Origin of the sequence: Citrobacter sp. C1 (assembly GCF_014596895.2) — a bacterium.
GTDB lineage: Bacteria > Pseudomonadota > Gammaproteobacteria > Enterobacterales > Enterobacteriaceae > Citrobacter > Citrobacter gillenii.
Genome location: NZ_CP115035.1, coordinates 3,177,645 through 3,202,560, shown reverse-complemented (window position 1 = coordinate 3,202,560; position 24,916 = coordinate 3,177,645). Strand labels below are relative to the sequence as shown.

At 45.1% G+C, this 24,916-nt stretch carries 17 protein-coding genes and 1 pseudogene; 11 read left to right on the top strand and 7 right to left on the bottom strand.

Features of this window, described 5'->3' with window-relative positions:
• Window positions 1-13: 13 nt before the first annotated feature.
• Complete coding sequence (locus IB214_RS15580; protein WP_117341772.1) at window positions 14-1,468, bottom strand: AMP nucleosidase; 1,455 nt, start codon at window positions 1,466-1,468, stop codon at window positions 14-16.
• A gap of 118 nt (window positions 1,469-1,586) precedes the next feature.
• Window positions 1,587-2,909, bottom strand: a complete 1,323-nt coding sequence (gene shiA / locus IB214_RS15575) for a shikimate transporter (RefSeq protein WP_096757535.1) — start codon at window positions 2,907-2,909, stop codon at window positions 1,587-1,589.
• 881 nt (window positions 2,910-3,790) lie between these two features.
• On the opposite strand from shiA, the gene IB214_RS15570 reads away from it, so the two are divergent.
• From IB214_RS15570 to IB214_RS15550, 5 genes are all read left to right on the top strand, one after another.
• Window positions 3,791-4,753 carry a patatin-like phospholipase family protein gene (locus IB214_RS15570; RefSeq protein ID WP_117341774.1) on the top strand — a complete coding sequence of 321 codons (963 nt, stop codon included), beginning with the start codon at window positions 3,791-3,793 and terminating at the stop codon, window positions 4,751-4,753.
• A 15-nt stretch (window positions 4,754-4,768) separates the two neighbouring features.
• A complete protein-coding gene (locus IB214_RS15565) occupies window positions 4,769-5,662 on the top strand; it encodes a nucleotidyltransferase (RefSeq protein WP_117341775.1) in 894 nt (297 codons plus the stop codon).
• Window positions 5,663-5,721: 59 nt separating this feature from the next.
• Window positions 5,722-7,467 carry a hypothetical protein gene (locus IB214_RS15560; protein ID WP_117341776.1) on the top strand — a complete coding sequence of 582 codons (1,746 nt, stop codon included), beginning with the start codon at window positions 5,722-5,724 and terminating at the stop codon, window positions 7,465-7,467.
• Between the two features lie 489 nt (window positions 7,468-7,956).
• Window positions 7,957-9,042, top strand: coding sequence for a DUF4297 domain-containing protein (locus tag IB214_RS15555; RefSeq protein ID WP_117341777.1), 1,086 nt, complete (start codon window positions 7,957-7,959; stop codon window positions 9,040-9,042).
• Window positions 9,043-9,101: 59 nt separating this feature from the next.
• Entirely contained in the window at window positions 9,102-10,835 is a 1,734-nt protein-coding gene (locus IB214_RS15550; protein WP_117341778.1) for a hypothetical protein, read from the top strand.
• Between the two features lie 180 nt (window positions 10,836-11,015).
• Here IB214_RS15550 and IB214_RS15545 read toward each other — a convergent pair whose 3' ends face one another.
• Both IB214_RS15545 and IB214_RS15540 read right to left on the bottom strand, forming a co-directional pair.
• On the bottom strand, window positions 11,016-12,689 hold the full coding sequence (locus IB214_RS15545; protein ID WP_117341779.1) for an ATP-dependent helicase: 1,674 nt from the start codon (window positions 12,687-12,689) through the stop codon (window positions 11,016-11,018).
• The gene (locus tag IB214_RS15540) at window positions 12,686-14,611 is read right to left on the bottom strand and encodes an AAA family ATPase (protein ID WP_117341780.1); all 1,926 of its coding nucleotides are present in this window, start codon (window positions 14,609-14,611) and stop codon (window positions 12,686-12,688) included. Before IB214_RS15540 ends, IB214_RS15545 begins: the two co-directional genes overlap by 4 nt.
• Before the next feature lie 543 nt (window positions 14,612-15,154).
• Between IB214_RS15540 and IB214_RS15535 the strand changes: the two genes are divergently transcribed.
• A complete protein-coding gene (locus IB214_RS15535) occupies window positions 15,155-16,099 on the top strand; it encodes a zincin-like metallopeptidase domain-containing protein (protein ID WP_117341781.1) in 945 nt (314 codons plus the stop codon).
• A 114-nt stretch (window positions 16,100-16,213) separates the two neighbouring features.
• Window positions 16,214-16,500: pseudogene (locus IB214_RS15530) on the top strand (IS66 family transposase); the annotation flags it as partial.
• Between the two features lie 71 nt (window positions 16,501-16,571).
• Here the strand turns inward: IB214_RS15530 and IB214_RS15525 are convergent.
• On the bottom strand, window positions 16,572-17,585 hold the full coding sequence (locus tag IB214_RS15525) for a zinc-binding dehydrogenase (protein WP_117341782.1): 1,014 nt from the start codon (window positions 17,583-17,585) through the stop codon (window positions 16,572-16,574).
• A gap of 378 nt (window positions 17,586-17,963) precedes the next feature.
• Here IB214_RS15525 and IB214_RS15520 point away from each other — a divergent pair, with 378 nt between their 5' ends.
• Both IB214_RS15520 and IB214_RS15515 read left to right on the top strand, forming a co-directional pair.
• Window positions 17,964-19,313: an MFS transporter gene (locus IB214_RS15520; protein ID WP_208642056.1), complete on the top strand. Its 1,350-nt coding sequence runs from the start codon at window positions 17,964-17,966 to the stop codon at window positions 19,311-19,313.
• Between the two features lie 8 nt (window positions 19,314-19,321).
• The gene (locus IB214_RS15515) at window positions 19,322-20,062 is read left to right on the top strand and encodes an NADPH-dependent F420 reductase (RefSeq protein ID WP_164496607.1); all 741 of its coding nucleotides are present in this window, start codon (window positions 19,322-19,324) and stop codon (window positions 20,060-20,062) included.
• 331 nt (window positions 20,063-20,393) lie between these two features.
• Here IB214_RS15515 and IB214_RS15510 read toward each other — a convergent pair whose 3' ends face one another.
• Window positions 20,394-21,314 carry an AraC family transcriptional regulator gene (locus IB214_RS15510; protein ID WP_223240184.1) on the bottom strand — a complete coding sequence of 307 codons (921 nt, stop codon included), beginning with the start codon at window positions 21,312-21,314 and terminating at the stop codon, window positions 20,394-20,396.
• A gap of 237 nt (window positions 21,315-21,551) precedes the next feature.
• On the opposite strand from IB214_RS15510, the gene IB214_RS15505 reads away from it, so the two are divergent.
• Together IB214_RS15505 and IB214_RS15500 are read left to right on the top strand one after the other, a co-directional pair.
• Entirely contained in the window at window positions 21,552-22,286 is a 735-nt protein-coding gene (locus IB214_RS15505) for an SDR family oxidoreductase (protein WP_117341784.1), read from the top strand.
• A gap of 48 nt (window positions 22,287-22,334) precedes the next feature.
• Window positions 22,335-23,174, top strand: coding sequence for an SDR family oxidoreductase (locus tag IB214_RS15500; RefSeq protein ID WP_117341785.1), 840 nt, complete (start codon window positions 22,335-22,337; stop codon window positions 23,172-23,174).
• A gap of 557 nt (window positions 23,175-23,731) precedes the next feature.
• Here IB214_RS15500 and IB214_RS15495 read toward each other — a convergent pair.
• A complete protein-coding gene (locus IB214_RS15495; RefSeq protein WP_223240185.1) occupies window positions 23,732-24,877 on the bottom strand; it encodes an NADH-dependent flavin oxidoreductase in 1,146 nt (381 codons plus the stop codon).
• Window positions 24,878-24,916: the final 39 nt, after the last annotated feature.

Below are 24,916 nucleotides of genomic sequence, written 5' to 3'. Positions count from 1 at the left end.
TTACCTTCAGGCCTTAACGGAACGGCGGTTCGTTGAACGTACGTAGTTTGCGGGAATGCAGGCGATCGCCTTCGGCGCGAAGCCGATCGATTGCCCGAATACCGATTTGCAGATGCTCGGAAATTGCACCTTCATAAAAACGGTTGGCCTGGCCTGGCAGTTTAATCTCACCGTGCAGCGGTTTATCGGAGACGCAAAGCAGGGTGCCGTAAGGTACGCGGAAACGGTAACCCTGCGCGGCAATCGTGGCGCTCTCCATATCGATAGCGACGGCACGACTGAGGTTAAAACGCAGCGCAGAGGCAGAATAGCGTAGCTCCCAGTTACGGTCGTCAGTGGTGACGACGGTGCCGGTACGCAGTCGCTGTTTGACCTCTTCACCGGGCATGCCGCTGACCTCTTTGGTCGCGTCATACAGCGCGCGCTGGACTTCGGCGATGCTCGGAATCGGAATATCTGGCGGCAGTACGGCATCCAGCACGTGGTCGTCGCGTAGGTAGGCGTGGGCGAGAACGTAATCACCTATGGCCTGGCTCTCACGCAGGCCGCCACAGTGCCCAATCATTAGCCAGACGTCAGGACGCAGGACCGCCAGGTGATCGCAAATGGTTTTGGCGTTTGACGGGCCAACGCCGATATTCACCAGTGTGATCCCCTGACCGTCGGCGGTGATTAAATGCCAGGCGGGCATCTGGTGCTTCTTCCAGGCAAGATCGGAAATAGCCTCTTCCGGTGCCTCAGTTTCTGCGGTAATCCAAATTCCACCTGCGCATGACAGCGCAATATACGGACTGTCCGGGTCGAGGATCTGGCTACAGCCCCAGCGCACAAACTCATCGACATAGCGAGTGTAGTTGGTGAACAGTACGAAAGGCTGAAAATGTTCTACCGGTGTGCCGGTGTAATGGCGCAGGCGTGCAAGTGAAAAATCAACGCGTCGGGCGTCGAAGTGCGACAGGGGAGAAAATTCTGCCGGGTGAAATGTTCCATCCGCGGTTTCATCGCCAATCTGCGACAGTTCGGTAGTGGGGAAATGGCGCGTTAATCCGGCGCTCATGGAGCGGTCGAGCGTCAACTCAGAACCGTCTATCACGTAGGGGTAGGGGATCTCGTGCTGGGACGGTTCGACAGAGATATGCGCATCGTAATCCTGGTACAGCAGGGTGAGCTGTTCTTCAAGATAAGGTCGGAACAGAGACGGGCGAGTAATGGTCGTGGTATAGCAGCCAGCATGGGTAAAACGGCCATAGGCGCGTGTTTTTGGAGGATTCGTTGCGCTGCCATCCCAGGTCACAGAAAGTGAAGGGTAAACAAAAAGACCTTTATCTCGGGCGATGATGTCAGGAAGCGTCCCGGTTTCAATGTACTTGCCAATGGCGCTACGCAGAGCCTTAACCGATTGCTCATACAATGCGTTCAGTTTATCCAGTGCCTGAGCCGGGGTCAGGCTGGAGCCCTTATTGTTCATGTCTGTCTCCTTGTTCCACAGATGTGCTGCTCTCCCGATAGTATGTCACAGGAATGTGAAACAAAAGTCAGACGTTAAGGAAGAATCTGCGAAGGCCGAACGGCCCTCGCAGAACGGCTTAGCCGTGCGGTTTATCTTTCATCAGAATTGCGGTCGCGGCAGAAATAAGACACCCCGCCATCAGGTATATGGCTACGCTGTGCCAGTTTCCGCCCGAGAAGGTCACCAGTGCCGCGGCAATAAACGGGGTAAAGCCGCCGCCAACGACGCTGGCTACCTGATAGCCAACGCCAGCACCGCTGTAACGGTAACTGGCGCCAAACAACCCGGTAAACATTGGTTGTTGCACGCAGACCACCATGTCGTGGGCGATGTTTGCCAGCATAATGGCGAAGAATACAATCCAAAAGATAGACTGTGCCTCAAGGGCCATAAAGAACGGAAAGGCACAGAGCGTGCCGACCAGAGCGCCGGTAATGTAGACCCGTCGGCGGCCGAAGCGGTCAGCAAGCCAGGCGAAACAGGGGATGGTCAGACAGCTCAACCCACCAACTAACAGACCGATATTCAGAAATAGCTCGCGCGGTAGACCCAGATTTTGCGTGGAATAGTTGAGTGCAAACGCGGTGACGATATACATGGTCAGCAGCTCACACAGGCGCAGGGCGATTATCTTTAAAAATGCGCCCGGATGGCGGATTAACGCCTCAACGACCGGCAGCCGCTTTTTCTCGGGCAGAGGTTCCTGTTTTTGCTGCTCGAACTCAGCTGATTCATCCATGCGGTTACGCATCCATAATGCACCAAGTACCAGCACGATGCTGAACAGGAATGGGATGCGCCAGCCCCAACTCAGGAACTGCTCATCGGTTGTTTGCGAACTGATCAGCGAAACCAATCCGGTCGAGAGCAATAGGCCAACGCCATAACCCACCTGCACGCCGCTGCTGTAGAAGGCTTTTTTATTTTTTGGCGCGCTTTCGACAGAGAGTAACGCCGCGCCGCCCCATTCGCCGCCGACGGCAAAACCCTGAATGGCGCGTAGTGTTACCAGCAGTACTGGAGCCCACCAACCGATAGTGTCAAAAGAGGGGATGATGCCAATCAACGCCGTGGCAATACCCATCACCCAGACGGTAAGCATCAGCATACGTTTGCGGCCAAGACGATCGCCGAAGTGACCGAAGATAACTCCGCCTAATGGGCGGAATAAAAATCCGACACCAAAGGTGGCAAAGGCCGCGAGCGTGCCCATCGCCGGGCTGACTTGCGGGAAAAACTCGCGGTTAAAGACTAACGCGGCGGTGATGCCATACAGAAGAAAATCATACCAATCGACCACGGCACCGGCGAAGCTGCCCAGTGCGGCACGTCGAGCGCGATCGCGATGATGTAAAGAGGAGTCCTCCTGAGGACTCGCGGAGATGAGGGTGGAATCCATAGCTATCCTGTCTGTACTGATTTTTTGTTATTAGTATTGGAATAAGGTTACGCACATTGCAGTCGATATATTAGCGACTGTGATGAGACTACCGCGACAGGCGGGAAGAGAAAACGATTTTATCTGTTACAACGGAGTAAGATGACAAATAGGACGAAAGAGAAAGTAGAAAAACAAAAAGCCTGCTTAGTTTCCTAAGCAGGCTTCTTAAATTTGGCTCCTCTGACTGGGATCGCCTTTGCCAGTAACTGGCTAATAAATAAGCTAAACCTGAAAGTTCTTGTTGTCAAGACCACCAGAATGACCACCAATAGTTGCGGGTTATATAAAGCTGGGTTGAGTGAACCTCGGATATGGTGATCGTTACTATGGTGTTCCCTGGATGGGGTGGATATGAAAGTCACCTATTCGCAGAACCGTCTGGGCACAACAACTGATGCGCGGAAAGCGGTAAATACTGGTCAGACTCTCCGCTTTTGAGCAAAGCCGCAGTTGTGGATTTCATTAAAGTGGCAAATGCGTCAAAATAGATCAATGAATACTATAGGTTTAGGTCCTACTGTGTAATGGGTCCTCAACTCTGGGTGTTCGGTAAAGTACAGAATGACGACGCTTAAACTATCGTAGCCCAATGCTCTGCAACGGATCAGTGAGACAGTGGCCTTAGTCAAGCGGCATTTTTTGACGTTTCTAGCCGTTCGATGGAACGCGACCTTAAAAGCCCTACTCTGAACAAGTTAGCCTACTATGCGATTTTATGGAGATTCATCCGCTCATGCTGTTGGTTTATGCAGGTGTCGGACTACTTGAAGTCAACCAGCTTTTATAAAGTGTTCGGTACAAGTTGGACATCATCGTAGAGAACAAGGAGTGCAAAAAGAATGTTTTATTCTGTTTCACCGTCATCACTGCTCACCGAGTACAGCAACGACAATATATGCCGTGTTCTCGCACTTGATGGTGGCGGTGCAAAGGGCTTTTATACGCTGGGTGTCCTCAAGGAAATCGAGGCTATGCTTGGGTGCCCGTTATATAAGAGGTTTGATCTTGTATTTGGTACTAGCACCGGTGCGATTATTGCTGCGCTCATTGCTCTAGGATACGAAGTAGATCAAATACACGCACTGTACACCGAACATGTACCACGAGTTATGTCCAGCCGGTCGGCTGCGGCAAGAACACTGGCGCTCCAGGATTTGGCTAAGGAAGTCTTTCAAGATAAGACATTCGAAGATGTTCTGACGGGTATTGGCATCGTCGCAACTCGATGGATGACCGAAAGACCAATGATCTTCAAAGGTAGCGTTGTGCAGGCCCATGGTCGTAAGGGAACCTTCAGTCCAGGATTCGGGGTCAGCATCGCTGACGCGGTGCAGGCGTCTTGCTCGGCCTATCCGTTCTTCGAAAGGAAAGTGATAGTTACCGCAGCAGGCGATAAGGTTGAGTTGATAGATGGAGGCTACTGTGCAAACAATCCAACTTTGTTTGCGATCGCCGACGCTACTGTCGCTCTGAAAAAAGATCACCGGGATATCCGGGTTATAAATGTCGGTGTTGGTATCTATCCAGAACCTAAACCAGGGTTTCTTTTGCGGATTGCTAAGAAATGGCTCGCTGTCCAGTTGCTTCAAAAAACTCTAGAGATCAACACACAATCGATGGATCAGCTACGCGACATTCTTTTCAAAGACATTCCGACGATTCGGATCAGTGACACATTCGAACGGCCTGAAATGGCGACAGATTTACTTGAGTACAACTTAGATAAACTGAATATCCTTAGACAGCGCGGTAGAGAGTCTTTTGGAGTTCGTGAGGCGCAATTAAGGGAATTTCTGATATGAGAGAGGCGAAATAATATGGGAATACCTGAATCACAGCTCGTTAAATGGTCCCATCAAGGATCTATTGCACAATCTGCCTCAACTTATAACACTATAAAGAATGCATTAGAGAGCGCAAACACTGAGTATCATGGAAAGAATTTCAAAGTGTTCCTGCAGGGCTCCTATGGAAACGATACTAACATCTATGCTGAAAGTGATGTTGATGTAGTCATATGTCTTGATGATGTCTACTACAGTGACCTCACACAGCTTTCACCAGAAGACAAAGAAGCGTACGACCGCGCATTTGTTCCCGCAACCTATTCATATAATCAATTCAAGCAAGATGTGCTTAAGGCCCTCACAGAGCGCTTTGGGGCTGATGTTAAGGTGGGAGATAAGGCCATAGTTATAGCGGCAAATGGAGGTAGGCGCAAAGCTGACGTTATTACATCAATGCAGTTTCGTCGTTATTGGAAATTTAAGGGGGATTACGACTCACAATACGATGAGGGTATCTGTTTTTTTAATGGCGCTGGTGAACGGATTGCCAATTACCCCAAGCAGCATTCCGAAAATCTTACCCTAAAACATCAGGACAGTAATAAATGGCTAAAGCCCATGGTTCGCGTACTGAAGAATCTTCGAAGTAAACTCATTGATGACGGAAAATTGAAGTCAGGACTTGCACCCTCCTATTACCTGGAAGGGTTGCTCTATAACGTGCCAAACGAAAAGTTTGATACCAGTTATACCGATTGCTTTGTCAATGCCATGAATTGGATTCAGACAGAAGCAGATAAGGACAAACTGCTATGCGCCAATGAGCAGTATTACTTGCTTTGGGAGGGGACACATACTTCATGGGAGAGAGCAGATGCGGAAGCGTTTATCGACGCAGCAATCAAAATGTGGAATGAATGGTGAAGTGAGTCAATAAAACTGCTGTCCTAGGGCACGGAAAACAGCAAGTAGGAGGAATTGACGTGGCAGGTAGCATCATTAACCTTTTTATGTGGGGATATCAGGACAGCTACAGAATTCACATCCAGATTCTGGCACGTAATGTACTGAAAAAATTGGGAGCACCGGCTGATGCAGAAGTGCTGCTTGTTGGTGCTCGCCGCCCCAGCAGTAAAAAGGCGAATCCGGTATGCGTAGAGCCAGAAGATGGTAAGTGGTATCTACCTTTATTTGAAGGATTGCTGGATTCAGTTGAATCGATTTACAAGAGTCATCGGTTACAGAGCATGATTTTTGGCGATGAGCCAAGCATGCGTGACAAGCCAGAGTGGATGCGTCGCGACTCAGTGCGAACATCGGTTAGTAAGGCACTTGAAGCTTTTGATACCGAGCATAACGTAACGTCATTTTGCGGAGAGTCTAGGCGAATAGACGACTACTATGTCACCCCAGTCATACAGATTCCAAACGACACTTTCGAGAAATTCCCTCCTTTGCTCTCCAAGTTTGTTGATGAAAGCCAACAAGGACATGGATTTCGCAGTCTGATACATGCAGCGATGTATGCGGTTCTTCGTGAGGCTACCGAGGAATTGCATAACCCTGATCCAGGACGATTTACCCATGGCAGCATGAGAGATGACGAGGAAATAATACGGATTGCTGCAAAAGACTTTCTGCACACCGCAGGCCTCTCGATCGAACGAAGATACATTCATACTGATCTTTTCGATGCTTTGAACCTTGTCTCCTCTCTTATGTACGAGGGGGCGAAAGGCATAGGTCAGCTCATTCTCGTCGATCCAGATAACGAGGCAGTTGAGTTCCTCGCGAAGTTTGTTGAGCCAGTTCCCTTTCGTGAGCCACGATGGGTTCGGAAAGTCTTGCAGATGGCGGCATCAGGTGTCGGCATTATCGCAAATAGTCAGTACATCTATGGACTTGGGAGACTGAAAGAGTCGCACGATCCCAGTGAACAAGATGCGTTCACGGTAGATTTTATAGATCATTATCACTGGCAGTTGTACTGTGGTAACCAAGCACTGCTTCTCAGTCAATATGCTGTGCCCAAACTTCCACAGGAGCCTTTTGACAAGGCTGCATTCCTGGCAAATTACGCGAGGCTATTTCCGTTGTCGTCACAAGATAGTGGATTGCACTTGTGGAACCTTCTGATGACCCAAACCAGTCAGGAGCATGGGAGCATGATTGTCGTTGCGGAAGATGCGGCCTGCGAGGCGAATCGACTTTGCAAGCAAGGTACTAGCATCGTGCCAACTAGGCTCACTGAATCACTCCTTCGAAGTGTCAGTGGTATCGATGGCACAATACTGCTTGATCCTGCTGGTCTTTGCCATGCTATCGGGATTATTCTCGACGGTGAAGCGACCGATGAGTGTACGCCATCAAGGGGATCTCGATATAATTCCGGCGTGCGTTACGTACAAACGAGCAGCACTCGAAGGCTTGCGATCGTCGTGTCGGATGATCGAACGGTCGATATCATTCCTCCAATCAAGCGACTGTGCAGTCGTTCAAGAATAGAACAATGTGTCGTAACACTGGAGGCGGCAACGCTCGACAACTATCATGATTCTCGGAATTGGTTAAACGACCATCGCTTCTATATCAATGCTGACCAATGCGCTCGAATTAATGCCGTACTCGACAAACTAGATGCCCTTCCAAAAGAAGTAGGTCTTATATATTTTGAAACTGAGAGATTTGAAGTTGACCCAGAGATGGACGAAAGCTATCTCATAGATTGACCGAATACCGCTGCGTGATGTCAATATTAGGTACCCCGCACCAATATCATGGCCTAACGTTTGTTGGCGTAAGTAGGGATGTTATCGTAGTCGGCCTTATCGTTAGGAATTAGCTTGCCTGTGGGGGCTTCACGTTAGATCCGGCAGGCTTCAAGAGTTTTGTACATCGGAAGCTGGCAGATAGTGCCTCGGGATGTCACGTATCGCAAAGCATAATCGAATGAGGTAAAGACAGTTTTGATATGTTCGTGATCCGGTTGGTGACAGAAGCGGTTGTTTGAGAACGCCATAGTATGTTAATAATGGCTAATAAACAAAGATCTCTGCTTTAGCACTGCACTGATTTTAGGCTTGGGTCATTCACTTACAGAACTGCCGTGGAGCGGGCTAAGAGCACGATTTGATAGACTTATTGTCCTTCCTAAATTAAATTAGTAATAAAAATTAATAGTGATTCGACTCATCTCCATTAGAAGGATGGACTTATCAATGGAAAATAATATTTTAGGTCATGCTCAAAGAGACACTTCAGGGGCAACCACATTCGGGAAATATGATTTTCAATATCATTGGGCTCTATGCAGAATAATTGAAAAGCATAAATCTAATTCTGACTATGCATTATTAATTGAATATCATGAGGATGTTGTTATAGCAGACTCATTGTATGGAAGTTCGGCAAAATTTGAATTATTTCAAGTAAAGAACACTGGAAATCCTTTCACTCCTGACGCCTTAACCAAACGAGAAAAAGGTGCTAAGGGGCCTAAAAGTTCCATTCTAGGTAAGCTATTAAACTCATGCATAGGCACTAATTATGAAACACGTATTACGGAAATAGGTCTTGTATCCTCAAGTGGTTTCTCATTTGATCAAAAAGATAATAAGTTAAAGCTAGATATTTTAACTTCAGGTGATCTTAGCGTAAATTGTCTATCGGGATTAATTGGGAAGTTAAAGGCCGAGCTTGGGATAGATATTCTTCCAGAAAACCTAAAATTCATCGTCCCAAAAATAAAACTAGAGAATCAAGAGGAATTTGTCATCGGCAGATTTGCTGAATTAGTAAATGAAATATTCCCAAATAGTCATTGTAATGCCGTCAATATTTATAGGGCAATCATCGATGAAATTCATCGCAAAGGACAAAATACTTACGACTTTACTATGTGGGAGAAAATGGTAGAGGATAAGTCTCTTACATCTCATAAGGTAAAAGATGTCATAGCAGTTAACACTACAAGCCCAAAATTTGATGAGTTTGAGAAAGACTTCGCGTATTTAGCTAGAAACGATATGAAATGGAACACTTTAACTTATCGAAAGATTAATAAAAAAATCAAACAACTTTTCTTACGTCGAGTCGGTCACGTTTCAGCTTTTGATATGAATATAATGAGGATAGCTCAACAGGCGCTTATTAGCGTACCAGAAGAAGATTTTACAGAAACCAACGATTACATTGAGTCAGTTATTGTGAAAGCTAAAGAACTGGGCATTGAAAGCCAAATTCCTGAACATGACGATATACTTTGCGAGATAATTTACTGCTTTTTAAAGGTGATGCATGAATAATATAAGAAGCAAAAAAGATCATTACAAATTGTTAATTCGTAACTTAAGGAACAAGAAAAATGAGAAGCTTGACATTTCAACGATTGGTTCTGATATCAGATTCGAAAAGACTTGCGAATCAGTTTACGTTCCCGAAGAGATTGAATCTAATTACCGGAGAAGATAACAGTATTGGCAAATCCACTCTAGCCAAAAGCTTACTATGGTCTCTAGGATGCGATCCTGTTATCGATGAAGAATGGAAATCAAATGACATTAAATCGATCTTATATTTCACTATAAACAACAAACAGTATTTTTCTTGCCGAGGGAGTCATTCAATAATTTTGGGTGCTATCGGTGGTGAAACCAGAAGATATACACATATTACTGGTGATTTTTCAAAAGACTTATCAGATCTTGTTAACTTTAAAATGAAGCTTCCTAATCGTAGTGATGGAAACTTAGAGACTCCTCCGCCCGCATATTATTTTTTACCTTTCTATATCGATCAGATAAAAAGTTGGAGTTCACCTTGGGATTCATTTGAAAACTTAGGCCAATATTCAAACTGGAAAAAACCGTTAATCAAATACTTTACTGGTTATCTGAAGCCAGAGCATTTTGATATTGAAGAAAGCATTTGTGAATACAGTGATGTCAAAAAGGAATCTGCAGTCAAAATAGAGAAATTTCAAAGCGCAGTTGAAGTCATAGTTGATAATTCGGTTGATCTCCCCATAGCTTTGGATAATGAAGATTTCAGCAGAATTCAAGAAGAAATAAACACTGAACTTCGCGAGTTAATCGATTATCAAACGAAGCTTTATGATGCTCAGGCAACGATTACCTCGAATATCTATGATCTCGAAAGACAGTATGAGTTAGCCACCAGTTCTGCAAACGAGCTCGAAGAAGATTATAAATTTGCAGTAGAATCCATACCTACGGATAATTTAGAGTGTCCATTGTGTGGCACTCTTCACGATAACTCACTGCCTAACCGAGCGCTACTTCTTTCAGAAAAGGATTCGCTTCTTGATGAGGCAAATTCAATAGCATCTAAAATATCAGAGCTTAAATTATCATTAGCTGAATTAAATGAGGATGCTCTGTTTGCGACTTATGAAATAGAAAGAATTAATAAGAAGTATATCACTGATGACAATGCAAGTGAAAAAGGGCTAATTGCGCAAGTAATAGATACTATATCCACTGAAAATGTCTCAAGAAACATTCAAGTTAAAATTGAGAATGAAGATCTAAAAATCAGCAAAGCCAACAGTTCTATTACGGGGCTAAGAAAAGACCAGAGGAAACTTCTTTCAACCAAAGACAAGGAAGAACTGAATTCTTCCTTTATGTTAAAACTGTTGGGAAACATTGAAGCGCTTGGTTCAACAGGAATAAATCTTAGCAAAGTGAAATCACCTATTGATTACAAACAGTTGCTCGGTGGTGGTGCTGCTGAGGCTGCTAGGGGATTGCTCGCTTATCAACTCTCTGTACTGCAACAAATACATGGTGCTAACACGTGCATAGTGCCTCCATTCGTCATTGATACGCCTAACCAGCAAGAGCAGGCGGGACACCGTTATGAAACAGTCATCAAAGAACTAATGCATAGTGTCCCTCAGGATTATCAGATAATACTATGTGCAATGGAGAATGATGCATTAAATGAATTTAAAAATAATGCTAATGTTATTAAGTTAAGTCCTGATAAGTTATTGAATAGCACGAAATATGATTCTCTACGGGCTGAATACAAAAATATTCAATTGTCTGTGAGAGATCATGGTGAAGATGATTAAATAAATTTAATATTCAATATTTTGTATTGAAAATGACTTGCTGTGTGCCATATTAAACTGACTTAACGCTGCTCGAATTCTTAGGGTAGCGCTAAGTAATAATTCATGACCTTTACTATAAGGTGCATAAATTATTCGATTAAGTATTACTATACCATCTCAAAAAATAATTAGCCTCTACTAGAAATTAATATTTTTATACGGTGTAACATAACCAATATATTCGGATTGAGCAGTACGATTGACATTCCAACGTTTGGCGTTAGCAGGACGTTGTCGCTCGTCTGCATGAGTTAATATCAATCGTCTTTTCGCACGTGAAACACCAACGAAAAATGCACACCGATTCTCATCTTGGTTACCAAAGAAAATCTCGTTTTCAACCGCCATTATAATTACAGAATCGAACTCTAGTCCTTTGCTTTTGTGAATGGTCAGAATCCGGACTGCTTGGTCATCCGTAAATCGCCCGAGCGCTTGCGGCAAATCAGATTCAATTTTAAGCAATTCTTCAATACGTGCTTTGGTATCACGAAAAACTTCCTGTAGGCGTTTGTGAGATTCGTAATCAGGTGATAAGGCTACGATCGTATCTGAGCCAATATGCTTTAAAAACGCCTTCACAAACATCCACCAACAAGAAAAAGGTGAATCAAGCTGTTCAGCACTAGCTGCTTCTTTGCGCTGTTTTTTTAACAAACGATCAAGGTCCTTTCGCGCACTGGACTGTACTTCTTCATCGGCAAAAGGAATCAACTGATTCATCAAACGGATCCAAGCCTTGGGTTCACGCTTTCCATAGAGGCATGAAAGATAATCTACGATTAAACGTGCAGCTGGCTCGACAGTTATATCCTGCATTTGCTGTTCATTTCGATATGGGATACCACGTAATTCCAACTCCATCATTAGATGGTCAGCATAGAGATCTAACTGTTTAGAAACTAAGACAGCAACCTCGGCTGGTGGTAATTGTTCTTTACTGATCCAGTTATTAATAATATTCGCCAAATAAATGGCTTCTTCTTGGCTGTTTCCGAAACTCTCGACATGAATCTCACCTTCGTCACCATTCAGTTGTTCATCTGGCATGGCAGAGGTCGGATCAAGCTCCCGAATTATTTCGTTCTGAACTTTTAGTAATTGCGGTTTTGATCGGAAATTACGGTACATGTTTAGTGGTACGGCATTAAAATCATTAGTAAATGTTTGAAAAATCCCATCCATCGCTCCCGCCCAACCCATGATTTTTTGCTTAGTATCGCCTACAGCAGTGAGGCGGATTTTAGTCCCTAGAAAAGCAAGCTTAACTAATTCATACTGCAAATTTGTACAATCCTGAAACTCATCAAGAAAAATATCGCTGTAAGCCTGACGAATTGCATTACGGGCAATTCTTGAGTTTTGCAATATCTTGATAGCCAATGGAACAAGATCACTAAACTCTATTTGGGTGCTAGATATACCGATTTTCTTTTCAACGATCGTATAGCCGGAATCCAATGCATCTCTTCCTTTCAGCACTGGTCTAAAACGATCGATAATTCGCTTGGCAAATGCATGGAAAGTATAGCTGTCGAAACGGGAGGCAAGGTCTGCACCACAGCGCCGTTCGACACGCTCTTTTAAATTTCTACTTGCATCAACTTTGAAAGAGATAGCGAGAATCCGCTTCGGATACCGACATGTACCTGTCCGTAATAGGAAATCTGCCCGCTGTGCAAGCATTTCAGTTTTACCAGCGCCAGGACCCGCGGTAAGAGCTAAACAACGTTTACGGGCTTTTGCTGCTCGTTTTGCATTTGGTTCCAGTGTTAATCCATCGGCGGGTTGCCATGCTTCAATAGGAATCATTCAGGTAATTCTCCAAGTTTGGCAATAAGGGCATCAACTAGTCTATTCAGCGACTCTGGCATATTCGCAATTAATTCTTTGTCGCTTAGTTTCGCTAAAGCATCAATGTGTGCGGCTGGCTTACTACCTAATTTAAAACGTTGATGGTAAGTAGCGAACAAGCTCTGTTCATCTGCACTATATTGAGAAACATTGTTATAGCTTTTGCCAAGTACTGCTTTTATTGTTGACTCGTCCGGCTCATCTTCTTCAACTCCATAAGCTTCGGGATAAGCTAGTAACATGGAAAAGTCCAAATCCATGGGAAAGGAAAAAAACACAGATCTTTTTTCAAGCGCTTCAAAAATGTCTTGCGTGCCTTTATTAAAAAAATGGTGAGTTCTTATTGGCGTAGTTTCATCATTCCATTTTGTAATTTTCCATTCTGTAGGAAGTATTTTCTCCGGCTCAAATGCAGCAAGCTGATCGTTAACGTATTTAATTCGCCCCCATCCTGCACCATACCGACCTACATCCAGATCAAGCAAAGTCAGATAGGGAATCTGCAGTGCGGAAAGCAACCGCCAGAAATGATTTACATGCCTACCACCTAACGGTGCTACCGTAATGGCTGATTCATCAACAGGAGTACCTTTAACCTGGAGCAAACGCGGCAGTACGATTTCTTCACTATCTCCTTCGCCAAGTACAACCAAGCGTGAGAAATAAATCTCAGGGAATGCTTGTACAGCCTCTCTCACAAATTTATGTGCTTCATCAGCTTTAGGTGGCAATTTGATACACGTAATTCGTGTTTTTCTTTCCTCAGTAAGTCGTAGGTAACGTATAAACATAGGATCAACTCTTCGCAACATTGATGGTGCATGAGTAGCAATTAAGGCTTGCGCATCAATATTCTTTGCCATGGTATTCAAGGCACTGACAATACGTCCCAAGTAATGAGGAGAAAGGCTATTCTCCGGTTCTTCTACTGCGACCAGCGTAAAAATCGGAGGGCGCAACTTGTCGGGATCAAATGTAACATCTTCCTCTGCGAGCACAGCTCTACCGATCGCTTGAGATGACAGAACAAGAGAAAGGTAAAGCATCGATTTTTGACCATCACTCAACCGAGAAAAATCGACAAGCGAGCCATCATGGCCGGGAGTAAATGAAACCGATAAATGTCGTAGCAATGCTTCAATCTCCGAAGCCACAAATGTAATTTTAGGATCAGAGAAAAATTTGCCTTTGTGTAGGGTTGCCCAGGTTAATTTCAAACTTTCACTGAAAGCATTGATGGAGGGGTTAGCTTCTAGGCTCTCGCTTATCTGGTTGGTTAATCCCCTAATCGCATTACGTTCATCATCCCAACGTACAGCACGAAGCAAACGTCCGAGTAATGCGTTCGCACCGTAAGCAATATGGTCTGCCGGATCTCGTCTGGCTGGCAAATAGTGAATTTGGATATTGTTACGCTCTGCTCGTGTTACTTGAGCTGTGGTTTGAGGTGAATTATCAGCATTAACATCCAAAACATATACTAAGTTTTCTTCAATATCCCAATCCATTCCCATAGTTGCAGTGAGGCGAAAACGCACACGTGGAATACCTTCTGGCTCATCAAGTCGCATATGACCAAAATGAGGAGCCACGGTACTGTTATCCTCATCCTCAGCAAGCTCGTGAAACAGGAAGTCAGCTTCAATCCACAACTGTCTCTCAGGAGGAGCTTCACCTTCATCAAAAGGGACATGGAAATCTGATCGTTGGACACGACGCAATGTTGGATCAAACGCAAAAAGTCGACATAAAGCCTGAAGTACTGCTGTTTTACCTGATCCATTAGGACCAATGAGATAAGTAACATCTTCCAAGCTCAATTCGGTTGGTACTTTGCCAAAAGACTGGAAACCAGATAATCGAATTGCCTCAAGCTTCATTCTACCTCCTCCCTTAGTACAAGTTATCAAATGAATTGATGAGTTAGTTCATTTGTTGCCAATAATACGGTAGCCATTCTGTCGTTGTTCTCATGTAGACTTTAAAAATAGTTGTTAATGGGCAAAGTCCGTCGCGAGGCTATGGGGTTTTGGCTGCCATTCATTCAGTGACGATCCCTGCGATTGTAATTGTGTCTGATGCAATAAAGAAAAATTGTGCTGGAAAACTGTAAATCTATGACCAGTTTTAGTTCGCTCTGACAACATTACATTATTCCTAAATTCATTAAACCGCTATAACTCCAAAAACCGTTTCACCGCTGCGGCCTAAGGGGCGCTACGTCCGACTATACAGGGTTAGTTTTTTCTCCCGCGCGTTTTCCGTTCCCCGTATCAGCTTCCGGCTAATCGTTTCCCAACACAACCCGTCCCGCAAGGGTAAATGACACGCATGCTGCGCCCTTGCAGGCCGGAACGATGTCGGGAAAGCGAACCGTCAGGCGATTCGAAGACGAAAATCACACTACTGACGGAGAAAAAACCATGACGATTCCCCTGCATACCCAGACTAGCGCCCCTAACACCGCAGTGGCGACCAACGTATCCCCGCTGGAGCAGTCAGGCTCCTCAAAAACGAAATTTTCTAAAACCAAAACCGATATTTATCAGAACGTTACTGACAACATCATTTTTGCACTTGAAGCAGGTGTTAAGCCCTGGTCCTGCCCGTGGCGGCGAGTGCCGGGCATGTCTGGGTTGCCTTCCAATTTCGCAACCGGTATCGCGTATAGCGGAATGAATATCATGCTGTTGTGGTGCAGCGCGTCAAAACAGGGCTTTGGTGATTCACGCTGGATGACCTACAAACAAGCACAGGCAGTAGGTGGATTGGTTCGCAAAGGCGAGCACGGCACGACAGCCATTTTCTATACAGCCTTAGAGAAGGAAAACGAAGATGGCGAAATCGTCCAGATACCGATGCTGAAAACCTTCAATGTGTTCAATGTTGAACAAATTGATGGCCTTACGTTGACAACTGAAATAGTCAGCCCAGAAGCAACCTTTGACCCGTTGCCGGAGGCTGAAAATCTGTTCCAGAAGAGCGGCGCAAACATCATTGAGAAAGGACAAAACGCCTTTTTCAGCCCCTCAACTGATGAAGTCTGGCTACCAGAGCGCCATCTGTTTTCTGATGCAGCTAATTTCTACGCTACCGGCCTGCATGAGTTGGTTCACTGGAGTGGTGGTAAAAAACGACTTAACCGTGAAATGAAAGGGAAATTTGGCAGTGAGGATTATGCTTTTGAGGAGCTGATCGCCGAGCTGGGAAGCGCGTTCCTGATGGCGGATCTGGGAATTGTCGGAGAGGTCCAGCACGAAAGCTATATTGCTTCCTGGCTGAAAGCACTGAAAAATGATAAACGCTATATTTTCAAGGCCGCCAGTACGGCATCCAAGGCGCATCGTTATTTGATGGATAAAATCTGAGTCTGAGATAGGTCAAGCGACATTAAAAAATACCGTTTAAGTTTTCTTAAACGGTATTCCCTACCCTGGCTTTTTCCTCGGCATACATTGCCATGTTGGCTTTCAATCCGATGGCTCCGCCAGATGATCTTCGGCAGCCGTTTCGGAAAAACATCCCGCCGTATCGAAAAGATGGAAACCGAACTGGACCGACTACAGATGGAGGGTGGTGTCCTCACCGACCGGGTGGACGACCCGGAGGTTCAACGCCCGCGGCATTAGATTCGCACTCTGAATTACTTCCCCGCGACGATAAAAGGTTGTTGCCCGCAGATTCATATTGTCCGGGCTGCGATGGATCGCTGAGCTACTTGGGCGAAGATACCGCAGAACAACTGAAGCTGATAGATAGCGCCTTCCGGTTTACGCAGGGTGACACCTTCTAGGGTAATTGGCGTAAATGCTTTTGACATAATAATTGCAAAGTACTGATTCAGTTAATAAGGATAAGAGGTTTTCCACTGAACTGACGATGGCGAAGCTCATTGAGCAAGCGGGGAAGCTCTTCAAAACCGGCAGAGACTGTTTTTTCCGCCACCAGGCGTCCGTTTGTCAGGTCTCTGAGTATTTTCTCACCGACTTCAGTGAGCGTTCGCCATTCGTCGTTGTCACCAAACCAGTGAAGCGCACCCAGCGCCACTTCATGCATCGATAATGTTCTGCCAAACGGAGGACAGGGCCATTCGACCACTCGCCCTTGAATACTGACGATGTGCCCATTAGCTTTAAGTACTGGCGTCAGACGGGCGGCATGTTCCTTATTCACCGAGTCGATAACAGCGAAAAATTCAGCGGTATGCTCCCGAGTCCACGTCTGTTCTGCAGGTAGGGGCCCTTCAGTGCAGAACTGTACTCCCAGAGACTCAAGACGCAGCCAATGGCGCGTATTGCACATAGCGGTAACGATAAATCCTCGGGACAGAGCGAACTGAACAAGATAGTGCCCCACAGCCCCGCCGGCACCGCTGATTAGCAAACGGGCTCCCTTACTGGCCGGTAACTTTTCGATGGCAAGCCAGGCGGTAAGAGCCGGACAGGGGACGCTGGCAGCAATGTCAAATGTCATCGCATCAGGTACGCGCATCAGCGCCCGGGCAGCAACGGGGGTATGTTCAGCAAAGCTACCCGGCTTACCCAGATTCTGATGATAAACTACGCGGCAACCCAGCCAGCGCTCATCAACCTTGTTGCCGACAGCAATCACGGTTCCGGCACCGTCAACGCCCGGAACATGTCCCTCTTTCCAGTCAGTCAGTCCGGGAGTCAGCACTTTCCAGTCCACCGGATTCAGTCCGATGATGGCGTTTCTCACCAAAACTTCATCGGACTCAGGCACCGGGATATCAGTATATTCACACTTAAGCGCCTGCGGTTCAGGGCTGCCGTGCCAAGTCCAGGCGCGATGAGTGTCGCCGCAGTTTTCTTTGGTATCAAATTCCTCAGCCATACCGGCTCCTCTTTAATTCGGTCAGCATGGACCTTCAAAACTAATTTTTATCAAATAATTTTGGCCACTGCGTATTTGTGAACTTTAGTGATAAAACACCCAGTGTATATGTGTGAATTTAAACTGCATGTCAGAAACGTCCCATATAAAAGACTGCGTTTTATTTTAGCAAATGAAAAGTTAGGGTTGTTGCTTAATTTAATTTATTTATTGCCTAAAATAACAAATAAAACGCATGTAATAAAAATTATGTAAAGAAAAGCGATGCCTGTGGATTTGCTTTAGAGAGTGATGGTATAAAAAACAGAGTTTAACTAAATAAAATTAGGCTAACTACAGCACTATTTCAGTTTGTCGGTTAACAATACAGGGCCCGATATGAAGTATGAATCAGTTCTTCTTCTTTTAAAGAAGAACAAATTATCTATTATTTTTAAAAAATGCTTTCATGTAAAAGGTAATGAGGTTGCCGCTGTTTTATGGTCATGGTTATACATATTTTCTCTTTTCCTTGCGTACTATCTTTTACGTCCGGTAAGAGATGAATTGGGCGTTGCCAGCGGAATAAAGAATTTACCCTGGCTTTTTTCTGCCACATTAATTGCCATGCTAGCTTTTAATCCATTGTTTTCATGGGCAGTACGAAAATGGCAACGAGAAACCTTTATTCGCATAACATACCGGTTTTTCATGCTCCATCTTTTAATTTTTATGTTGGTCCTTTCTCTGACCTCTTCGGAACAGCAGGTCTGGGCTGGTCGGGCATTCTTCATCTGGATGTCAGTTTTCAACCTGTTTGTTGTATCGGTTTTCTGGTCATTTGTTGTGGATGTGTTCAACAGCGAACAGGGTAAAAGGCTGTTCGGACTGCTTTCGACGGGCGCCACCCTGGGGGGGATTTCTGGGTCCTTGATAACATTTAGTGCAGTAGAATTGACAGGCAGAAACTTCTTATTCGGTCTAGCCATTGTTCTCCTGGAAATCACTGTTTTTGCATCACGAAAACTGGCCAGTACGTCTTCAAGTTTTCATTCGAAAACTGAGGGTGAAGAGTATCATGTGCCCGTGGGCGGCGGCATTTTTTCAGGGGTGACACATACTCTCCGGTCACCCTATTTATTGTGTATTGCCAGCTTTATGCTGCTTTACAGCATGAGCTCAACCTTTCTTTACTTTCATCAGGCTTCTCTTGCTGAGGCCAGTTTCTCTGGCAGTGCTGAGCGCATTGCTTTCTTTGCAACTGTTGATTTCTGGGTTAATACTCTTACGCTTTTTGTACAGATTTTTCTGACAGCCAGCATTCTCGGGCGTCTGGGCGTGTTGCTCACGTTAAGCATTTTACCCACCGTAAGCATATTGAGTTTTGGTGCGCTGGCAGCTTCACCCGGAATAGCGACATTTGTTGTTATTCAGGTGCTGCGACGTGTCATCAACTTCGGCCTCACGCGGCCAACACGAGAAGTTCTTTTCACCGTGGTCAGTCGTGAAGAACGTTACAAATCAAAGAATTTCATTGATACGGTTGTTTATCGCGGTGGCGATCAGATCGGGAGCTGGAGTTGGCTTGCGTTGAGCTCTCTGGGGCTGGGTATAACCGGGATAGCCCTTCTTTCAATTCCTCTTTCAGTAATATGGCTCTGCATCAGCCTATATTTGGGTCATCAGCAAAGCAGACTACAACTCATTTCCATAACCAGTAAAACGGATCATTCCCGTTTCCAGTCCTGAGGTGCAATATGAAAATTACGCGAAAAAGTATTCTTAATATTTTGGGTTGTCTGTGTCTGTCGGGTGTTTTGTCCTCTGCAAGCGTGTCAGCAGCTACAGAGCAGATTTCACCTGCCCCTATGCGCATAGGTGTAATCGGGGCCGGCTGGCTGGGTGGTACGGTTGCAAAGCTGTGGGTGGCCGCAGGTCATGAAGTAATGTTTTCGTCACGTCATCCTGAAGAGTTAAAGTCGACGGTTGCCGAACTGGGGCCTAAAGCTTCAGTGGGAACGCCTCTGCAAGCGGCGGAGTTTGGTACGGTCGTATTGTTCGCCGTGCCTTATGACGCACTGCCTGCATTAGGAAAAGATCTCGGAAATGCAATCAGAGGAAAGGTAGTTCTGGATGCAACAAACCCAACTGCTGATTCAAATAATGTCCTTACCCAGGAGGCAAAGCGTAACGGCGTGGGAGCCACATCCTTAAAATATTTACCCGGTACTCGCTTGGTCAGAGCGTTTAACTCGGTAGATGCTGGCAGAATTGCTGCTTCAGCCAGTCGTACTGCAGATAAATTAGGTGTTGGTATCGCAAGCGATGACGAGCAGGCACTGGCAACTGCAGCACAACTGGTTCGGGATGCAGGCAGTGAGCCTGTCATTACCGGAGACCTCAAAAGTTCACAAGGTTTTGAAGATGGTGGCCCCGGTTTTCGTGCCAATACCGATGCTTCTCATCTCAGAAAATTGTTGGGGTTGAACGGTAACTGAAGCTAAAAAATCATTTTTCGGGCATGGTGTATGTATCGTTAAACGCCATGCTCGTTTCAGTTTTATGAGCCTGTACCGCAGAAATGAAAATGCATCCGAGTTAGATATTACGCCTGACAAACTCGATCAAACAGGCGATCGTCCATTTTGCCTGGATACTTACAGCCCCCCCTTTGGCGAGATTGCCGCCGTCTCCCGTTATGTCGCGTAGCAGGCGGCCCGCAGCCATAGCGAGCACTGAGCAGAGCGGCATACAGGGGCATTGAAATACGCATGTACTCAACGGGGAATGTCAATTATTGGAAACCTGAATTTCAAGCAAAAAATGACATCAACTTGCACGTAGATTCTTTATATCCCGATGAGGTGATTCTCCAAACTCGCGGCTGTATTCACGACTAAACTGTGAAGCACTTTCATAACCAACAAATAGAGCAGCACTTACTGCATCGAGGTTGTTACTTAACATCTGGTGACGAGCTTCCTGGAGGCGAAGCTTTTTCTGAAACTGAAGCGGGCTCATTCCTGTAACGCCTCTAAAATGTTGCCGAAACGAAGAGGGGCTCATATAAGCACTTGCAGCTAATTCATTCATACTTAATGATTGAGCGAAATTAACTTTTATCCACCTTACTACTTTAGATATTTGTTGGCTGGGCGAACCTGCTTTAGCAAAATTTTTAAGTTGGCTACCATAGGGACCTGACAGTAAACGAATAATAATTTCTTGTTTTATTAACGGTGCAATATGAGTGACGAGATGGGGTTCTGAATTTAAGTTTACTAATTTTAACAACGCATCCGCCAGACCCTCATCCAATGGCTCAACGGTGAGGGGGCGTGGAAAGTCATTTTTCACAGGTTGTGAAGGACTCATAGATGCTGAAATTTGGCTTATCAGCACTGGATCTAATGTTAACGATAGCCCCAGAAACGGTAGCTCATCGCTGGCTTGCAACACATGAGTTACAATAGGTAAATCGATAGTGGAAAGCAGTGTTTCTCCCGCGTGATAACGAGTTACTTTCCCTGCTAACATAACTTCCTTCTCGCCCTGTGTAACGACCCCTAATGCCATTTGATAGATACAATGAACCGGGGAAGTGGGGCGGTTACGCCGAAAGACTGTCAATTCCGGTATCAGGGTTGCGAAATCACCTTCTGTGTGTGCCAGTTTACCTATTGAATCAGAAAGAGTGACAAGAAAGGAACTACTGGAATTGTATTGCATCTTAACCTCTAATTCTGTCATTTATTGTTAAATTCATCAACATTGTGGGTACTTCTTTAGTACGGGTGAATTTAAATCACTTTAGGCAATCATTATGTCGAAATATATGCTCTTATTTATATGCATAGTGGCATGATATTTAAGGTGTTCAAGGTTGTCGTGAAAGGTCAAATGTTTTCTATTGCGTTCTACAAGTGCCTTTAATTGACTTCTTTAATCAAACTTGAAAACAATGGCATCATAATTTAAGGAGTGAATATGAATCTTTCGGAAAAAGTAAAACGCATCGTTGTTATTACAGGTGCATCTTCTGGTATAGGTGAAGCCATTGCGAAATCCCTTATTTGGGAAGGATACAGAGTGGCACTCCTTGCCCGAAGAATTGATAAAATTAAGTTGCTAGCTAAAGCGTTGGGTGATGATGCGATTGCAATTAAAGCAGACGTCACGGATCGTGATTCAATAGTCTCTGCAGCTGAAACAATAAAAAGACATTGGGGTGATATTGACGTGCTCATTAATAATGCCGGCGTTATGCTGACAGGTCCTTTCGGCCAGGCACAACGCAATGAATATCGCCAAATGATCGAAACAAATCTTCTTGGAGCAATGACGGTAACTGAAGTGTTTCTGGAACAACTCAAGGCTAACGGTGGCGGTGATTTGATAAATATTTCGTCGGTTGCCGGTCGCGTCTCAGGTGCAGGATATGCTGGTTACGCGGCGACAAAATGGGGTATGAATGGCTGGTCAGAATCCTTGCGATTAGAGTTGCAACCCACGGTCAGGGTAATGGTGATCGAGCCTGGAGCTGTCGCCACTGAGTTAACAACGCACATTACTCATGAGGAGAGTAAAAAAACCGCCATTGAGTCACTGGGCTGGGCAATTCCGCCAGAAGACATTGCCGATGTTATTGCTTTTGCATTGAACAGACCTAAGCGTACCAGCCTAAGCGAAATTTTGATCAGACCGACTGTCCAGGCAATGTAAGACTGAATATATGTAAAAAATTGTTCAACACAATATGAGAAACAATCGATGAAAGATAAACAAGTATGGTTAATTACCGGTGCAGGTCGTGGTCTGGGTTTGGATATTGCAAAAGCAGCGTTGGCCGCAGGTCATAATGTGGTCGCGACGGGACGTGATCCGGCGAAAGTAGCCCTTGCCCTTGGTAAGAACGACGCACTTTTGACTTTACAACTCGATATCACCGACAGTAAAGATGCAGAAGCTGCTGTCGCAGCAGCTGTGGCTAAATTCGGTACAATTGATGTACTGGTAAATAATGCTGGAAATTTTTATGCGGGTTTCTTTGAGGAATTAAGTCCTAGTCAGGTTGGCAGTCAAATTGAAACACTGCTTCTGGGGCCAATGAATGTTACCCGGGCAGTGTTGCCTTTAATGCGCCGAGAGAAAAGGGGATTGATAGTTACCATCTCCTCCTCTGCCGGGATCACGGGATATGCATTCTGTTCTGCATATGCAGCTGCCAAATTCGGTGTCGAAGGATGGATGGAATCATTAGCGATGGAAGTAGAAAGATTCGGGATCCAGACAATGATTGTGGTGCCAGGCTTCTTCCGAACTGAACTTCTTACTGATGATTCAACTACATATGCTGCGCTTACTGTTGATGATTATGCGGAACAAACACGGGAAAATAAGTCAGCCTGGCGCAGTATGGATGGTACACAGGGTGGTGATCCCCATAAACTGGCTGAAGCTATAATACATCTGGCGGGACTGGACAGTCCTCCCGTGCGCTTCGCTGCCGGTGCTGATGCGGTTGAAACATTAGAAACTAAAGCCAGAGTGCTTCTTGCGCAAGCTGATGCATATAGGGAATTATCATCATCTCTTGGCCTTGATGAGTAATATGGTGGAAAAATTATCATTGCGGTGTCGCCACTATTTACCGTAATTACACTAATGCGGTACACAGCGATTGGTTATCGCTGTGTGCTGATTTAATTAGAATTACAGTGGATAAAGTCAATTATATTTCATTCTCATCTATTAATGCTAAGTTCATTCAATTGCTCAGGTACGTGAATATCCCATATACAACCGATACCCTAGGTATTCACTTGTAATGTCGGATGAAGTTCTAGCAGAACACAATCACCCTCGTGTCCTTGTGATTTTAGAAGTGCCTGTTTCATCGCTACTGGAAAACCAACCGAGTGACTAGGTTTTCTATACTAATATGGGCACACGATTTTCCTTTCACATTCGAGGTGGCGACCATTTTATTGGTTTGCTGTGCAATATTGACAAGTCTGCAAGTGAATATGTATAAATATCTTAAAAAATATATTCAAAACTTACACTTTGCAGTTTCATTTCAAAATGTTAAAGAGCCTTGGTCATATAACTCATATGGATTAAATGCCCGGATAATAAGCACTCCTGGGCATTCCTGTTTAAGTTTATTACTCAGTATGGCGGACGTTAAACCATCCCGTCGTGGTATCAATAACATCCCAAAGCTTATGAGGGATTGCGAGCTGCTTTACATCTGAAGCAGATATATCGAGAGCGATCGAACCTCTAGCCTCATCACTCACAAATTGAACCCAGTCAGGATTCAACACTAGTCCCTGTCCGACGGCAGCAAGAGAAAGTCCTGCCTCTATAGCAGCTGCAGCATGATCTGGTGTCTTGATTTGACCCGCTGCAATGAATGGGATGCGGTCTGCAAGGTGATCTCGCATGATTTCGATGATTGTGGGGCCATTCGGGGCGTCCACTGGCCGTGCTTCTAACGCATTTCCCAGTGACACATGCAAGTAATCGATACCACCAATAATTAGGTTATCAACAAGTTTTAATGATTCTCCGATACGTAAACCATCTTCAAGATGCGATTCATCTAATGTTATTCGGTAACCTAACAGGAAAGGTGCAATGGCATGTTCGGCAATAATCTTGCGAACTTCCTTGATGACGGCAAGGGGAAATCGCATACGGTTTGTAAGAGAACCCCCCCAGCGATCGTTTCGCTGATTGAAATGAGGTGAGAAGAAATTCTGAAGTAAGAAACCATGGGCGCCGTGGAGCTCTACACCGTCAAAACCTGCTTCTATAGCGCGGCGGGTTGCATCACCAAAAGCTTTTACAATCGCCTCGATTTCATGATCAGCAAGTTCACGCGGTATAACGGAAGGAGCTGATGGACCAGCATCTCCAGCTACAGGGCTTGCTGCGACGATATCAGATACGAGTTCGGGACTGGTTTTAACACCAGCATGAAAGATCTGTAAGATTGCTGGTGCACCACCACTTTTGGCTGCAGACGCAAGACGCTGTAAGCTTGGGATAAATTTGTCATCATAGGCAGCAAATTCACCTGTAAATCCGATGCCATTTTCCTGTACGTGTGTGCAACCGGTAATCACTAACCCGATATCTTTCACGCGTAAGCGGTAATAGGTTTCCTCTTCGTCAGAAACCGTACCGTCGTCATTGCCAGACCAGGTTGTCATCGGAGCCATGACGATACGGTTTCGTAGAGTGATACCTTTACCGAGAGAATATTGTTCAAGAAGTACTTTTTTGTTCATTTCATCAACCTTCATAATTAAGAGCCTCAGAAGCTTAACCTCCGTTTAAAAGAA

What these genes read in the sequence shown, in the direction of transcription:
- IB214_RS15555 (WP_117341777.1), top strand. Translation starts at nt 7,957, where the DNA reads ATGGAAAATAATATTTTAGGTCATGCTCAAAGAGACACTTCAGGGGCA.
- IB214_RS15525 (WP_117341782.1), bottom strand. Translation starts at nt 17,585, where the DNA reads ATGGCTGAGGAATTTGATACCAAAGAAAACTGCGGCGACACTCATCGC.
- IB214_RS15515 (WP_164496607.1), top strand. Translation starts at nt 19,322, where the DNA reads ATGAAAATTACGCGAAAAAGTATTCTTAATATTTTGGGTTGTCTGTGT.
- IB214_RS15545 (WP_117341779.1), bottom strand. Translation starts at nt 12,689, where the DNA reads ATGATTCCTATTGAAGCATGGCAACCCGCCGATGGATTAACACTGGAA.
- IB214_RS15565 (WP_117341775.1), top strand. Translation starts at nt 4,769, where the DNA reads ATGGGAATACCTGAATCACAGCTCGTTAAATGGTCCCATCAAGGATCT.
- IB214_RS15495 (WP_223240185.1), bottom strand. Translation starts at nt 24,877, where the DNA reads ATGAAGGTTGATGAAATGAACAAAAAAGTACTTCTTGAACAATATTCT.
- IB214_RS15580 (WP_117341772.1), bottom strand. Translation starts at nt 1,468, where the DNA reads ATGAACAATAAGGGCTCCAGCCTGACCCCGGCTCAGGCACTGGATAAA.
- IB214_RS15505 (WP_117341784.1), top strand. Translation starts at nt 21,552, where the DNA reads ATGAATCTTTCGGAAAAAGTAAAACGCATCGTTGTTATTACAGGTGCA.
- IB214_RS15540 (WP_117341780.1), bottom strand. Translation starts at nt 14,611, where the DNA reads ATGAAGCTTGAGGCAATTCGATTATCTGGTTTCCAGTCTTTTGGCAAA.
- IB214_RS15500 (WP_117341785.1), top strand. Translation starts at nt 22,335, where the DNA reads ATGAAAGATAAACAAGTATGGTTAATTACCGGTGCAGGTCGTGGTCTG.
- IB214_RS15535 (WP_117341781.1), top strand. Translation starts at nt 15,155, where the DNA reads ATGACGATTCCCCTGCATACCCAGACTAGCGCCCCTAACACCGCAGTG.
- IB214_RS15550 (WP_117341778.1), top strand. Translation starts at nt 9,102, where the DNA reads ATGAGAAGCTTGACATTTCAACGATTGGTTCTGATATCAGATTCGAAA.
- IB214_RS15520 (WP_208642056.1), top strand. Translation starts at nt 17,964, where the DNA reads ATGAAGTATGAATCAGTTCTTCTTCTTTTAAAGAAGAACAAATTATCT.
- IB214_RS15570 (WP_117341774.1), top strand. Translation starts at nt 3,791, where the DNA reads ATGTTTTATTCTGTTTCACCGTCATCACTGCTCACCGAGTACAGCAAC.
- shiA (WP_096757535.1), bottom strand. Translation starts at nt 2,909, where the DNA reads ATGGATTCCACCCTCATCTCCGCGAGTCCTCAGGAGGACTCCTCTTTA.
- IB214_RS15510 (WP_223240184.1), bottom strand. Translation starts at nt 21,314, where the DNA reads ATGACAGAATTAGAGGTTAAGATGCAATACAATTCCAGTAGTTCCTTT.